The 15222-nt window shown below is 65.1% G+C and carries 10 protein-coding genes; all 10 read right to left on the bottom strand.

The annotated features are described in order from the left end of the window. Positions 1–4: 4 nt before the first annotated feature. The gene (locus JQ553_RS15430; protein ID WP_212500809.1) at positions 5–883 is read right to left on the bottom strand and encodes a transglutaminase family protein; all 879 of its coding nucleotides are present in this window, start codon (positions 881–883) and stop codon (positions 5–7) included. Then, the gene (locus JQ553_RS15425; RefSeq protein WP_212500808.1) at positions 880–3411 is read right to left on the bottom strand and encodes a circularly permuted type 2 ATP-grasp protein; all 2532 of its coding nucleotides are present in this window, start codon (positions 3409–3411) and stop codon (positions 880–882) included. Before JQ553_RS15425 ends, JQ553_RS15430 begins: the two co-directional genes overlap by 4 nt. Positions 3412–3451: 40 nt before the next feature. Then, positions 3452–6718, bottom strand: coding sequence for a DUF2126 domain-containing protein (locus JQ553_RS15420; protein WP_212500807.1), 3267 nt, complete (start codon positions 6716–6718; stop codon positions 3452–3454). A 149-nt stretch (positions 6719–6867) separates the two neighbouring features. After that, positions 6868–8391 carry a UxaA family hydrolase gene (locus JQ553_RS15415; protein WP_212500806.1) on the bottom strand — a complete coding sequence of 508 codons (1524 nt, stop codon included), beginning with the start codon at positions 8389–8391 and terminating at the stop codon, positions 6868–6870. Between the two features lie 173 nt (positions 8392–8564). After that, complete coding sequence (locus tag JQ553_RS15410; RefSeq protein ID WP_212500805.1) at positions 8565–9341, bottom strand: aldolase/citrate lyase family protein; 777 nt, start codon at positions 9339–9341, stop codon at positions 8565–8567. Positions 9342–9483: 142 nt separating this feature from the next. Next, on the bottom strand, positions 9484–10569 hold the full coding sequence (locus JQ553_RS15405; protein WP_212500804.1) for a malate/lactate/ureidoglycolate dehydrogenase: 1086 nt from the start codon (positions 10567–10569) through the stop codon (positions 9484–9486). A 35-nt stretch (positions 10570–10604) separates the two neighbouring features. Beyond that, positions 10605–11333, bottom strand: a complete 729-nt coding sequence (locus tag JQ553_RS15400; protein ID WP_212500803.1) for an ABC transporter ATP-binding protein — start codon at positions 11331–11333, stop codon at positions 10605–10607. Further along, positions 11333–13111, bottom strand: a complete 1779-nt coding sequence (locus JQ553_RS15395) for an ABC transporter permease subunit (RefSeq protein WP_212500802.1) — start codon at positions 13109–13111, stop codon at positions 11333–11335. Before JQ553_RS15395 ends, JQ553_RS15400 begins: the two co-directional genes overlap by 1 nt. Continuing rightward, positions 13108–13983 carry a branched-chain amino acid ABC transporter permease gene (locus JQ553_RS15390; protein WP_212500801.1) on the bottom strand — a complete coding sequence of 292 codons (876 nt, stop codon included), beginning with the start codon at positions 13981–13983 and terminating at the stop codon, positions 13108–13110. Before JQ553_RS15390 ends, JQ553_RS15395 begins: the two co-directional genes overlap by 4 nt. An 86-nt stretch (positions 13984–14069) precedes the next feature. Beyond that, the gene (locus JQ553_RS15385; RefSeq protein WP_212500800.1) at positions 14070–15215 is read right to left on the bottom strand and encodes an ABC transporter substrate-binding protein; all 1146 of its coding nucleotides are present in this window, start codon (positions 15213–15215) and stop codon (positions 14070–14072) included. Positions 15216–15222 lie beyond the last annotated feature (7 nt).

Raw genomic sequence — 15222 nt, 5'->3', positions numbered from 1 at the left:
CGCTTCACTCCACCAACAGCACGTCGACCGCCACGCCGAGCTTCTGCTTGCGTGCGCCGACGATGACTCCGTCGACCGGCGAGACGTCGGAGAAGTCGCGACCGATGGCGAGGATGATGTGATCGTTCGCGACCACGAGATCGTTGGTCGGATCGAAGCCGATCCAGCCAAGCTCGGCGCCGCACCAGACCGAAACCCAGGCATGGGTCGCGTCGGCGCCCTGCAACCGCGGCTGGCCGGGCGGCGGAATCGTGCGCAGGTAACCGCTGACATAGGCGGCGGGCAGGCCGAGCCCGCGAAGGCCCGCGATCATCACATGGGCGAAATCCTGGCAGACGCCGTGGCGCTTCTCGAACACGTCCTTCAGCGGGGTCGAGATCACCGTTGCCTTCGGATCATATTTGAACTCGGCGCGGATGCGACGCATCAGGTCGGCCGCGCCTGACAGGACGCCGCCTCCGGCCGGAAAGCTTGCAGCGGCATAGTCCGTCACCGGCCGCAGCACCGGCACCAGCGCGCTGGCAAAGACGTAGCCGACCGGCGATGCCGGGCCGAGGCTCGACGCCTCGAATGCAATATCGCGCACATCTTCCCAGGTTGGGCTCGCCGCGTCACGGCGCGGTGCCCGCCGCGCGACCGCGACGCGCGAGCGCGAATCGATGCGGAGATTGCGATGCGCGGTCTCGATCAGGACGCCTTCCGTCAGCGTGCCGAAGAAGTCGCGCCGGTGCGTGCGCTCCGCCACCTTCGGGCGGATTTCGACGCTGTGGGAGATCAGCTCCTGGCCGTCGCCGGACAACGGCTCCAGCCGCAGCGAGCAGCGCGCGAAGCTCACCGGCGTCTCGTAGCTGTAGGTCGTGACATGACGGATGTCGTAGATCACGCGAGGCCCGTGAGCTTCTCCGGACGGCTGGCATTGGGCCCGTGCGGGAAATATTGCAGCCCGATGGCGTCGGCCAGCGTGAGCAGATCCTGCTCCAGCGCGAACAGCGTCCGGGCATCGAGCGTTCCCGCCTCCGCGGTGGTCAGCATCGCTTCCACCGCCACCGCAAGACGCTGCGGCCGCTCGATCAGGCCGTGCTCCCGCAAGCTCGGCAGCGCGGCGATATGCTCGTTCAGGCTGGCGACCTGGAATGCGACGGAACGCGGATTGTAGGGATCGAGCACCGCGAGATCCCGCACCGGCACCAGCAGCGGCTGCACCAGGTAGCGCGAGCGATAGGTGATCTGGCAATCGACCAGCGTCAAGAGAGTGTCGAGGTCCTCGTCGCCCGCCTCGTCACAGGCGAACTGGCGGGCGAAACGCGTGGTGTTGATGGCGCGCTCGGCGCGGCGGCCCATCTCGAGGAAGCGCCAGCCTGCCGCGCGATTCATGTTCTCCTGCGCAAGGCCGGCAAAGCTTGCGAGCTCCTGCAGCGTCAGCTCGGCGGCGCTGACCACGCCGTCATCGTCGTGGACCTCGATGGCGAGCCGATCGGCCATTTCGGTGATGACCTGCCAGGCATCCGGTGACAGCCGCTCGCGCAGCGACGTCGCCATGCGCTGCGCCGATCGCACCAGCGAGAGGGCCGAGCCGAATCTTTCCTCATTCTGCAAAGCGTCGAGCGCGATTTTCGCCGGGTTGGCGCGCGCGGTCTGCGAAGTCGCTCCCCAGGCCACGAGCATGCGCTGGATGCGCTCGGCCGAGTGCAGCGGCGGCGGCGCGCCGGCCGAATTTCCCTTCGCGGGATCGCGCAACGGCGTGCACAGCGCGCGGATCAACCGGATGGTCGCTTCGGCGCGTTCCAGGTAGCGGCCGAGCCAGAACAGATTGTCGGCGGCACGGCTCGGCAGCACGCCTGCGATGCGGCGGATGCGCACGGTGTCGACCGCGGGCAACAGCGTCGCGCTCGAAACCGCCTTGTCGGACACGACCCAGACGTCGGCGGAACTTGCTCCGTCACCCATCGAGACCGCGCGCGCATCGGCGCGCTCTGCGATCCGGCAGAAGCCGCCGGGCAGCACGGTCCAGCCGTTCGGCGTCGCCGCCGCGAACACGCGCAACACGAACGGACGCGGCGCGATGCGGCCGTTCTCCCAGACCGGCGTGGTTGAGAGGCGCACCAGTTCCTGGCCGACATAGTCGATGCCGCGACTGACGATCGCATCCTTCAGCCGGTCGCGTTCGGCTGCCGTCAATTCGCTCGCGAGCACCGGACCGCTGCCGGGGAAGCCGGGAACGCCACGGCCATAGGCGCCCTCGATCGCGAACTCGTCGAGTTCCGACAACACCGCCTCGCGGGCGGATTTTTGACCGCACCACCAGGTCGCGATGTGCGGCATCATGAGATCTTCACTGAGCAGGCGGCGACACAGATTGGGCAGGAAGCCGAGCAGCGCGCGCGCCTCCAGCACCCCCGAACCCGGCATGTTGGCGACCACGACGCCGCCCTTGCGCAGCACCTCGACGAGGCCCGGCACGCCGAGATAGGACGACGCATCGAGCTCGAGCGGATCGAGCATGTTGGAATCGACCCGGCGCAGCAGCACGTCGAGCCGCTTCAACCCGGCCACGGTGCGGATATGAACGCGGTCGCCGCTGACCGCGAGATCGTCGCCCTCGACCAGCAGAAAGCCGAGATAGCGCGCGAGGGTTGCGTGCTCGAAATAGGTCTCGCTGAACGCGCCCGGCGTGAGCAGGCCGATCCGCGGCTCGTCGCGATCGGCGCTGGCGCGCAGCGAGTCGCGGAATGCCTCGAAGAACGGCGCGACGCGCTCGACATTCATCGACTTGTAGAGATTGGAAAATGCGCGCGACAGCACCAGACGGTTTTCCAGCGCATAGCCCGCGCCCGAAGGCGCCTGCGTGCGGTCGCCGAGCACCCACCAGCGTCCGTCCGGTCCGCGGCCGACATCGGCGGCATAGAGGTGCAGATAGCGGCCGCCCGGCGGTTTGATGCCGCTGACCGCGCGCAGATATTCGCTGCTGCCGGCGATCGCCGCGGCCGGAATCGCACCGCTGGCGACCAGGCGGCCCTCACCATAGAGATCGGCGAGTATCATTTCCATGAGCTGCGCCCGCTGCGCGACGGCGCCGGCCAGTTGCCGCCAATCGGCGGCGTCGATGATCAGCGGCAAATGGCTGAGCGGCCAGATCCGGTCCGATGTATCGCCGGGCGTGCGGTAGGTGACGCCGGCCTCGTGCAGATGGCGGTCGGCGGAGGCAAAACGCCGTTCGATGTCGGCTGGCGACAGCGCGGCAAAGGCATCGAAGAAGCGGGTCCAGACCGGACGCGGCGCGCCGTCCTCGCCAATGTACTCGTCGGGAATGCCGGGAAGGCGAACATAGTCGCGCATCCATTGCGCGATCCGGCGCTGCCCCGGGCGGGCCCTGCTCTCCTGAACGCTGCCTTGGCCGACCGGTTCAGACATCCCATTTCCCAGAATTCGCCACCGACAGATCGAAACGCTATCAGTGCGGTAGCGGCGTCCGCAAGTCGAGGGTCACTGGAAATTCGATTGACCGCTCTTCCGGCGACATCTCGATCCTGCCGGGGGTGTGGCCATGATCCTGGAAGCGTGCCAGCCGACGCGCCTCGGCCTCGTAGGAGTTGACCGGCTTGCTTTCGTAATTGCGGCCGCCCGGATGGGTGGCGTGGTAGACACAGCCGCCGAGCGAGCGGCCATTCCAGGTGTCGATGAGGTCAAACGTCAGCGGCGCATGCACCGGAATGGTCGGATGCAGTCCCGACGCCGGCTGCCAGGCCTTGAAGCGGACGCCGGCAACCGCCTCACCGGCGCGGCCTGTCTCTGTCATCGGCAGCCGCCGGCCATTGCAGGTGACGACGTGGCGGCCCTCGACAAAACCCGATGCCTTCACCTGCAACCGCTCCACCGAGGAATCGACGTAGCGCACGGTGCCACCCGATGAGCCCTCTTCGCCCAGCACATGCCAGGGCTCCAGCGCTTGGCGCAGCTCCAGCGCAACGCCGCCGTGATGCACGCGGCCGAAGGCGGGAAAGCGGAATTCGAGCTGGGCCTGATACCACTCCGGAGAAAAATCATAACCGGACTGCTTCAGCTCGACGAGCACGCCCAGAAAATCCTCCCAGAGGAAATGCGGCAGCATGAAACGGTCATGCAGCGCGGTGCCCCAGCGCACGAACTTGCCCTGCTGCGGCTCGCGCCACAATTTTGCGATCAGCGCGCGGATCAGGAGCTGCTGCGCCAGCGACATGCGCGGATCGGGCGGCATTTCGAGCGCGCGGAATTCGACGAGGCCGAGCCGGCCGGTCGGAGCGTCGGGCGAATAGAGTTTGTCGATGCAGATTTCGGCGCGATGAGTGTTGCCGGTGATGTCGACCAGGATATGCCTGAACAAGCGGTCCACCAGCCATAGCGGCGCGTCCATGCCCGCTGGCGGCACATGCGCAAGCGCGATCTCCAGTTCATAGAGCCCGTCATGCCGTGCCTCGTCGATGCGCGGAGCCTGGCTGGTCGGACCGATGAACATGCCGGAGAACAGGTAGGACAGCGACGGATGCCGCTGCCAATACAGCACGAGGCTCTTCAACAGATCGGGCCGGCGCAGGAACGGCGAATCCTGCGGCGTCGAGCCGCCGACCACGATGTGATTGCCGCCGCCGGTCCCGGTGTGGCGGCCGTCGATCAGGAAGCGGTTGGCGCCGAGTCGGGTTTTCGCGGCGTCTTCATAGACACCGAAGGTGACGTCGACGGCTTCGCGCCAGCTCTGCGCGGGCTGCACGTTGATCTCGATCACACCGGGATCTGGCGTCACCTTGATCACCTCGATGCGCGGATCATAGGGCGGCGCGTAGCCCTCGACATGCACGGGCAGTTGCAACTCTTCCGCGGTGGCCTCGATCGCCGCGACCAGTTCGAGATAATCGTCCGCCTGCTCGACCGGCGGCATGAACGCACACAGCACACCGCCGCGAACCTCGATCGAGGTCGCGGTGCGCACCGGCTGCGGCTCCGGCATTGCATGAAGTGCGCGCATCAGCTCCTGGTCAAAATCGCCGAATGCATCGCGCAGCGCCATCGGATCCTGCTCGATCGTGTAGGGATAGTCCTCCGGCGGGACGTATTCGAGCGACGCAATGGGCAGCCTGAGGCCAAGCGGGGAATCGCCTGATGACAGGAACAGATGGCTGCGCCGGATCTTCCAGCGCTCGCTGCGCCAGCGCGGCGGCATACGACCGCCAAGCGGATTCCAGCGCTGGATCGGCAGCACGTAGCCCTTCGGCGTCGTCAATCCCTCGTCGAACACCCGCGCCAGCCGCGCGCGTTCTTCCGCATCAGCCAGTTGGGAATTCGCCGGGCTGACGTTGGCCGGCAGGCTTGCTTCACGCTGCAGCCAGAACGCCGGATCCTCGAAAGCTGGCATGACATGGTCCGCAGCGAGCCCGAGCCTCCTCGCCATCGCGATCGCAAAGCGCTCTGCGTCGGCGATCTCGGCCTTGTTTGGATTCTCGATGTTGGCGATCAGGTCGGCGTTCTTCCAGATCGGCTCGCCGTCCTTGCGCCAGTACAGGCCGAACGCCCAGCGCGGCAGGCTTTCGCCCGGATACCATTTGCCCTGCCCATAATGCAGCAGACCGCCCGGCGCGAAGCGTGCGCGCAACTTGCGGATCAGTTCATCGGCCAATGCGCGTTTGGTCGGACCGACCGCGGCGACATTCCATTCCGGCGATTCCAGATCGTCGACAGAGACAAAGGTCGGCTCGCCACCCATGGTGAGCCGCACGTCGTCGTTTTGCAGATCGGTGTCGACCTGCTCGCCGAGCGCGTCGAGCCGCGTCCATGATGCATCCGAGAACGGCCTGGTGATCCGCGGCGCCTCGCGGATGCGCTTGACGCGCATCTCGAAGCCGAAGTCGACATTGGCAAAGCCGGCGGTGCCCGAGATCGGCGCAGCCGAGCGATAATGCGGCGTGGCGGCGACGGGGATATGCCCCTCACCCGTCAGCATGCCCGAGGTGACGTCGAAGCCGATCCAGCCCGCGCCCGGCAAATAGACCTCGGCCCAGGCGTGCAGATCGGTGAAATCACTCTCGACCTCGCGCGGCCCTTCGACCGGATCGACGTCAGGCCTGAGCTGAATCAGGTAGCCGGACACGAAGCGCGCCGCGAGCCCGAGATGGCGCAGCGTCTGGATCAGGAGCCACGCGGAATCGCGGCAGGAGCCTGAGCCGGCAGCGAGCGTTTCCTCCGGCGTCTGGATGCCGGCCTCCATGCGGATGACATAGCGGACCTGCTTCTGCAGCCTGGCGTTCAACTCGACCAGGAAATTGACGGTGCTGTCGGCCGTGCGCGGAATGTCCTTCAGATAAGCCGCGAACAACGGCCCCGGCTCGACCGTCTCCAGATAGGGCGCAAGCTCGGTCCTGAGATCGCCGGGGTACTGAAAGGGAAAGCTGTTGGCGTAGGGCTCGACGAAGAAGTCGAACGGATTGACCACGCTCATCTGCGCGGAGAAGTCGACTTCGATCTTGAATTCGCTCGCCTTCTCAGGGAACACGAACCGCGCCAGCCAGTTGCCTTGCGGATCCTGCTGCCAGTTCACGAAGTGATTTGCTGGCGTGACCTTGAGCGAGTAGCTCAGGATCGGTGTGCGCGTGTGCGGCGCCGGGCGGAGCCTGATAGTCTGTGGCCCGAGGTCGATCGGCCGGTCATATTTGTAGTGCGTGACGTGGTGCAGTGCGACGAAGATCGACACGGACAAGGGGCTCCAGCAGCTTTTTTGAGCAGAACACTGGTGCCCCTGAGGATCAAGCACTAACAACGGGCACGCGGTGCCCACCGGGCAGGCGAATAGCGAATAGAACAAACCCCTATTCGCTACTCCCTATTCGCCATTCGCCCCACTCACATCGTCGCGCCCAGCACCCAGGGCGCGAACTCGGCGCCTCCGAAGTCAAAGCTCTCGCTCTTGGTCGGCTGGCCCGACGCGGTCTTGAGAATGAGCTCGAAGATGCGCTGGCCGCATTCCTGCACGCTCTCCTCGCCGTCGAGGATGGTGCCGCAATTGACGTCCATGTCGTCTTCCATGCGCTTGTACATCGGCGTGTTGGTCGCGAGCTTGATCGACGGCGCAGGCTTGCAGCCGAAAACGCTGCCGCGTCCGGTCGTGAAGCAGACGAGGTTGGCGCCGCCGGCCACCTGCCCGGTCGCCGCGACGGGATCGTAGCCGGGCGTATCCATGAACACGAAACCCTTCTTGGTCACCGGCTCGGCGTAGTGCAGGACGTCGACGAGGTTGGTGCTGCCGGCCTTCGCCATCGCACCCAGCGACTTCTCCAAAATGGTGGTGAGGCCGCCGGCCTTGTTGCCGGGACTTGGATTGGCGTTCATCTCGGCGCCTTCGCGGCTCGTGTATTCCTCCCACCAGCGCATCAGGCCGACCAGCTTCTCGCCGACTTCGCGGCTGACAGCGCGGCGCGTGAGCAGATGCTCGGCGCCATAGGTCTCCGGCGTTTCCGACAGGATGACGGTGCCGCCATGACGGACCAGGAGATCGCTCGCCGCGCCCAGCGCCGGATTGGCCGACACCCCGGAATAGCCGTCGGAGCCGCCGCACTGCAGGGCGACCGTCAACTCGCTCGCTGAGACCTTCTCGCGCTTGATCTTGTTGGCGTCGGTGAGGGCCTCCTTGACAAAGGCGACGCCGGCTTCGACTGTCTTGCGGGTGCCGCCGACCTCCTGAATGTCCATCGCGCGCAGGCGGCCGGCAAGCTTCTGCTCCTGCATCAGCCCGCCGATCTGGTTCACCTCGCACCCCAGGCCGAGCACGATCACGTTGGAGAAATTCACGTGCCGCGCATAGCCGCCGAGCGTGCGGCGAAGCAGCGCCAACGGCTCGTCCTGCGTCATGCCGCAGCCGGTCTTGTGGGTCAGCGCGACGACGCCGTCGACGTTCGGAAAGTCGGCAAGCGGATTGTCGCCGGTGAACGGATTCTTCTTGAAGACATCGGCGACGAGGCCAGCGACATGCGCGCTGCAATTCACCGAGGTGAGAATGCCGATATAGTTGCGCGTCGCGACACGCCCGTCGGGCCGGCGGATGCCGTCGAAGGTCGCGGGCAAATCGAAATTGGGCACCGGCTTGACGTCGACACCATAGGCATAGTCCTTGGCGAAATCACCCATGCCGCAGTTCTGCGTATGCACGTGCTGGCCGGGCGCGATCGGCGCGGTGGCAAACCCGATGATCTGGCCGTAACGCCTGATCGGCTCGCCTTCCGCGATCGGCTTGATTGCGACCTTGTGGCCGGCCGGAATGCGATCGACAGTGCTGACACCGTCGGCCACCACCAGCCCCGGCGGGAGGCTCGCTCGCGCGATCAGGACGCTGTCGTCGGGATGCAGGCGAATCACGGGTGCCGGGGCCATGGGGTTCTCCTTCGAAGGTCTTTCACCTCTCCCCGCCCTTTCGCGGGGAAAGGTCGGATCGCGACAGCGATCCCGGTGAGGGGCAAGGCACAGCGCCAATCACAACGACGATGCTCGCCGGATGGAGCCCCTCACCCCGGCCCTCTCCCCGCAAGAGCGGGGCGAGGGAGAGCTCACGCTTTGCCGCCGGACTTCTCGCGGGTCGCGTTGACCTGCATCTTCGCGTAGGTCGACATCAGCCCGACCTCGTTCGACAGCGTGACCAGTTTGAAACCCATGTTGATGGCGCGCACTGCGCCTTCGGCGCCGGAGCAGTGGATGCCCGGGTTGAGGCCGCGCTTGCCGCATTCCTTGATGATCTTCTCGTAGATCTTCAGGATCTCCGGCTCTTCGCGGTCGAGCTTCGGCACGAGACCGTAGGAGAATCCGAGATCGGACGGGCCGATATAGACGCCGTCGATGCCCTCAACGTCGAGGATTGCTTCCATGTTCTCGACCGCGGTCCTGGTCTCCATCATCGGGAGCAGCACGATCTCGTCGTTGGCGGTTTGCTGATAGGTGCCGGCCGAGCCGTACATGCCGGCTCGGATCGGACCATTGGAGCGTACACCCTTCGGCGGATACTTGGCATAGGAAACGAGGCTCTTGGCTTCCTGCGGCGTGTTGACCATCGGGCAGATCACGCCATAGGCGCCGCCGTCGAGCACCTTGCCGATGATGCCGGGCTCATTCCAGGGCACGCGGACCATCGGGGTCACGGGGTGGGCGTGCATCGACTGGAAACACTGCACCATCGACAGATAGTCCTGCACGCCATGCTGCATGTCGACGGTGACGCTGTCGAAGCCGCATTGCGCGATCACTTCGGCTGAGAACCCGGAGGGAATTGCGAGCCACGCATTCACCACCGCCTTGCCCGACGCCCAGACTTGCTTGACCTTGTTTGCCACTTTGTTTTCCTTCCCTGTTGCCGCAGACTCTTCGTCATTGGGGAGCTCGCGACAAAATTGCAAAGCAATTTTGCGCTGAAGCGACGAAGCTATCCATTCCTTCTTCGTGTGGCGTTGCTTCGCTTCGCTCGCAATGACGGAACTATGCGGTCGCCCGCTGGATGCTGACTTCGCTGACGCCGACTTCGCGCGCAGTATTCACTATCGCCGCCCAGGTGTCGTCAGGCAAGGGGATGCCGTTCTTGGTGCGGTCCGCGCGGGTTTTCCGCTCGGGATCGCCTGGAATCAGGACGGAATCGACACCGGCGATCGGCTTCGTGGCGCGGATGAAGTCGGTATAGCGAGCGATCTCGCCGTCGAAGAAATTCGCGGGATCGACCACCTTGGGATCGATGTAGAACGCCAGCATGCCGTTGGCGAAGCGGCGGTCCGGCGCGGTGGCGCCCGTGCCGGTCAGCGCGCCGCCGAGCAGTTCGCAGATGAACGCAAGGCCCGACCCCTTGTGATCGCCAAACGCGCGGATCGCGCCGGTACCCTTGGTATGGTCGCGCGGCCCGTCAGGCGTGTAGGAGCCGTAAAGCACATGCGGATCCTCGCTCAGAGTGCCGTCGGCGTCGACCAGCGCGCCGGTCGGCAGCTTCTTGCCGCCGCGGCTCGCCACCAGACACTTGCCTTCGGCAACGGTCGAGGTTGCGAAATCGAGCACAATCGGGTCCTGACCCTCGCGCGGAATACCCACGCAATAGGGCGCGGTCGACAGCCGCTTCTCGACGCCACCATAGGGCGCCACAAGCAGCGAACCCGCGGCGTTGACGAAGTGCACCGACACCAGCCCCTCGGCGGCCGCCATCTCGGCCCAGTCGCCCACGCGGCCGATATGACCCGCATTGCGCAGCGCGATCGCGGCAAGGCCCGCCTTCCTGCACTTCTCGATCCCGAGCCTGACCGCGACTGGCGTTACGGTTTGTCCATAGCCGAACTTGCCATCGACCACCGCGAGGGAGGGCGTGTCGACCACGATTTCAGGCGTCTGGTTCGGCACCACCGAACCCGTCTTCTTCCACCTGATGTAGACCGGCACGCGGATCACGCCGTGGCTATCGTGCCCCGTGAGGTTCGCGGTCGTGAGGTAAGTCGCGATGCGTCTGGCTTCCTCGGTTGAGGATTCCGCGTGCGAAAAGACCTCGGAGACGAAATTGACGAGATTATCAACCTTGATGGTGACCATGGATGGACGGCTCGCTCGGTTATGCGTGGGTCTGGTCAGGCGTGGACCTTGGCATGACCGCCAAGATAGGCTGCGGCGATGGCTTCGTTGCCCCACAATTCGTCAGGCTTGCCGCCCAGCACGATCCGCCCGGTTTCCAGGACGAAGCCGTGATCGGCGACCGAAAGTCCCATGCGCGCATTTTGTTCGACGAGCAAGACCGTGGTGTCCTTCCTGATCTGTGAAATAATGCGGAACACCGCCTGCACGATCACGGGCGCCAGCCCGAGCGACGGCTCGTCCAGCAGTAGAAGCCGCGGCTTGGCCATCAGGCCGCGCGCGACGGCGACCATCTGCAATTGTCCGCCGGAGAGCGTCCAGCCAAGCGTGTCCGAGAAAGCCCGGATATCCGGGAACAAGTCGAACATCGCGTCCGCCTCGCGCGAGATCTGCGAGGCCGACGCCTTGCGGTTCGACGCGCCAAGCATGATGTTCTCTTTCACCGTGAGGCCCGGGAACACGCGGCGACCTTCCGGCACATGCGAGATGCCGAGGCGGACGATCGCTTCCGGCCCAAGGCCTGCGATCGAACGGCCGTCGAACAGGATGTCGCCGGAAGTGGGTTTCGCCAGCCCCGAAATCGCGCGCAGCGTGGTCGATTTGCCGGCGCCGTTGGCGCCGAGCAGCGTGACCACCTGGCCCGGCTCCACAGCGATGCTCACACCGCGCAGCGCTTCGATCTCGCCATAGCGGACCACGAGATTGTTGATTTCGAGCAGCGGCATCATTCGCTCCCGAGATAGGCGGAGACAACGTCGGGATGGCGCAGCACCGCCATCGATTCGCCGTCCGCGATGCGGCGTCCGAAGTTCAGCACCGTGATGTGCTGGGCGGCTTCCGAGACCAGCGTCATGTCGTGATCGATGATCAGGATGGTGAGGCCTTGCGCCGCGATGCGCTTGAGAAGCTCGTGCAGCTCGAGCTTTTCAGTCGAATTGAGACCAGCGGCCGGTTCGTCGAGCAGCAGCAGCGTCGGATTGGACGCAAGCGCCCGTGCAATCTCGATCAGCCGCTGGTGGCCGTAGGAGAAGCTCGAGATCAGCTCATTGGCGCGGTTGCCGAGGCCGACGAAGGTCAATGCCTCCATCGCGCGCTCGGTCAGAGCGTCCTCGCCCTTCCCGATCATGCTGTTGCCGGGTCGCTCGGCGCCGATCTCGACGTTTTCGAGCGCGGTCATAGAACGGAACAGGCGGATGTTCTGGAACGTGCGTCCAAGGCCGGCCGCGGTGCGCTGGTGCGAGGCCATGTTGGTGATGTCGGTCCCGTCGAGCACGATCCTGCCCGATGTCGCCTTGTAGAGGCCGGACAGCACGTTCAGCGTCGTGGTCTTGCCGGACCCGTTGGGGCCGATCAGCGCATGCACGCTGCCGCGCCGGACCGCGATATTGACGCCGTCGACGGCCTTGAGGCCGCCGAAATGCTTCGACAGGCCGGTGACCTCCAGCACGATCTCGCCGCCGTCGGTTGCCGGCTTGAGCTGCAGTGCGGCGGCAACCGGCGGTGCCTTGGTGTGGGCACGCCAGCGCGTGAACGCGTCGGCGACGAAGCCCCAGATGCCGTCGGGCATGAAGCGGATGATCAGGATCACGAACAGGCCGTAGATCGCGAGGTACAGCCCGGGCACGCTCTTGAGGAAGCGCAGCCATTCCGGAATCAGAATCAGCAGCCCGGTGCCGATCGCCGAGCCGATGGGCGATGCCACGCCGCCGAGCAGCGACATGGTCAGGAACACGATCGACTCCGCGAACGAGAACTGGTCCGGACTGACATAGGCGAAGCCGCCCGCGAACAGGCCGCCGGCGAGACCGCCGAGCAGCGCGCAGAGCGCGAAGGCATAGACCTTGGTGCGGAACACGTCGATGCCGTTAACGCCGGCCGCGAGTTCGTTGTCGCGCACCGCGCGCATGGCGCGGCCGAGCCTGGTGTCCGGCAGGTGCCAGACGAGGTAGCCCACGATCGCAAGCACCGCGACGCAGAAGGCGAGATAGCCCTGCGAGGTCTGGAACAGCTCCGGCCTGCGGATGTTGGAGACGCCGTCCGGCCCGTGGGTCAGGCCGATCGCGTTGATCATCACCAGCGTCACGATCTGCTGGAACGAGATCGTCACCATCGCAAGGTAGTGGCCGCCGAGCCGTAGCGTCGACATGCCCAGGAACGCGCCGGCGATCAGCGCAATTGCACAGCCGGCGACAAGGCAGAGCCAGAAGCTCAGATGCAGGTCGGTGGTGCCGAGACCGACCGCGTAGGCGCCGAAGCCGAAGAACGCGGCCTGCGCCAGGTTGATCTGGCCGCACAGACCGAGCACGACCGACAGCCCGAATACCGCGATCGAGAACGTCGTGGCCTGCAGCAGGATGTTGAGGATGTAGCCGTCGAACCGCAGCCCGGCGGCGAGCCCAACCAGCACCGCGGCGCCGATGAAATACGGCAGGTGGCGGATGACGAGCGGCCGCGAGTGAACCGCGGGCGCCGGGATCGGCATGTTGTCGCTGGGTGCGCTCATGCTTTCTCCGCCACGCGTTCGCCGAAGATGCCCTGCGGCCGGAAGATCAGGAAGGCGACCAGCACCAGGAAGGCGAAGCCATCCTTGTAGGGCACCGAGATATAGGCCGCGCCGAACGTTTCGATCACGCCGAGCGCAAGCCCGCCGATGATGGCGCCGGCGACATCGCCGAAGCCGCCGATGATGGTCGCGGCGAACGCCTTCAGCGCGATGGTCGAGCCCATCTGGATCGAGACGAACAGCACGGGCGCAACCAGGATGCCGGCGAGACCGCCGAGCACCGCCGAATAGATGAAGGTGATCATGATCATGGTGGAGACGGAAATGCCGAGCAGTGAGGCCATTTCCTTGTCCTGCGAGGTCGCCTGCAGCTTCTTGCCGAGCAGCGTCTTCTCGAAGAACCAGAAATTGAAGAACACCAGCAGGATCGTGACGCCGATGATCAAGAGATATTGGCTGTCGAGATAGACCGGGCCGAGTTGAATGCCGGGAGTCTCGAACCAGCCCTGCAGCACCTGCGGCTGCGGACCGTAGATCGCAAGCACGGAATTGGCGAGCAGGATCGAGGCGCCGATGGTGGCGATGATCACGGGAAGATAGGTGCGGTGGCGCAGCGGATAGTAGACGCCGAGGTTGAAGATGACCCCGAGCAGCGCCATGCCGGCGAGCGCGATCAGAAACGACAGCCAGTAGGGCCAGCCGAGATCGACGGCGAACACCACCATCAGATAGGCGGCAACCATCGAGAACTCGCCCTGCGCGAAATTCACCACGTTGGTGGCGCGGAAGATCAGCACGAAGCCCAGCGCGACCAGCGCGTAGACTGCGCCGATGCCGATGCCCGTGAACAGCAGTTGAAGGATCAGATCCATGACAAGCGTTCGGTTGAAGGGAACTCGTTCAAACGGCCAATGACAATCGGCCTCCCCGGTTGCGATCGGAGAGGCCGAGATCAGCGTCAGTCGTTGAATTCGATGTGCTTGTCGAAAACGATGTTGCCCTTGTCGTTCTTCACGATGTTGTAGCCGTGAAGCCCATCGCCGTTCTGGTCGAAATTGTATTCGCCCTCGGCGCCCGGGAACTTCTTGATCGACAGAATCGCCTCGCGGACCTTTTCGGGCTCGGTCGAGCCGGCCTTGTTGATCCCCGCCGAGAGCACGGTCACCGCATCATACGTCCAGGAGCTCTGGTTGTCGGGCGCAACCTTGACTGCATCGCGATAGGCCTTGCCGAACGCTTTCGAGGCCTCGCTCGATTGCTCCGCATAGTCGGCGACGCCATAGGTGTTGTGCAGCGCGGGACCGGCGAGCTTGAGCGCGGTGATGTTGACGATCGAGGGCGAGCCGACCCAGGGGATGTTGACGCCGAGCTGGCGCAATTGGCGGGCGAAGATGCCGAGATCGTTCTCGAAGGTGAAGTAGGATCCGAGGATGTCGGCGCCCGACTGCTTGATCGCGAGCACGACGGGCGTGAAGTCCTGGCTCTGGTTGGCGTATCCCTGATCGAGCACCGGTGGCGCGCCGAGCTTGGTCAGCGCTTCGGTGAGCGCCTTGCCGCCGGCGGTTCCGAACGCATCGGTCGAGTGCAGCACCGCCCACTTCTTCTTGCCGAGCGTGCTGACGCCGTACTCCGCGATGACGCGGCCGGAATAGCTGTCATTGGGGCGGAAGCGGAACAACCACTTGTTGCCCATGTGGGTGAGGTTGGGATCGGTGCCGCCGATCATCACCGGCTTGCCGAGCTTCAGCACGTCGGGCGCCATCGCGTGAACCTGGGTCGAACGGATCGAGCCGAGGAAGCCGACGATGTCGGACTGGGCGGCGAGCTTGGAGAAGGCCAGCACGATGCCGGGGTTGGTGGTCTGGTCGTCCTCGACGATCAATTCGCCCTGCTTGCCGAGAATGCCGCCCGCCTTGTTGACGGCTTCGAGCGCGAGCTTGGCGCCCTTGACGGCGTAACCGCCGGATTCGGCTGCGGGACCGGTAACAGGCGCGCACATGCCGATCTTGATGGTCGCGCCCTGCGCCCGCGCGCTGGTGATGATGTGGGGGGCTGCAATGCCAGCGACGATACCTGCCGCGAAATCGCGTCTCGTTAATTTCATAATTCCT

Origin of the sequence: Bradyrhizobium lablabi (assembly GCF_018131005.1) — a bacterium.
In the GTDB taxonomy this organism is placed as follows: Bacteria; Pseudomonadota; Alphaproteobacteria; order Rhizobiales; family Xanthobacteraceae; genus Bradyrhizobium; species Bradyrhizobium lablabi_D.
The sequence above is the reverse complement of the archived record's forward strand: the minus strand, read 5'-3'. Positions and strand labels throughout refer to the sequence as shown.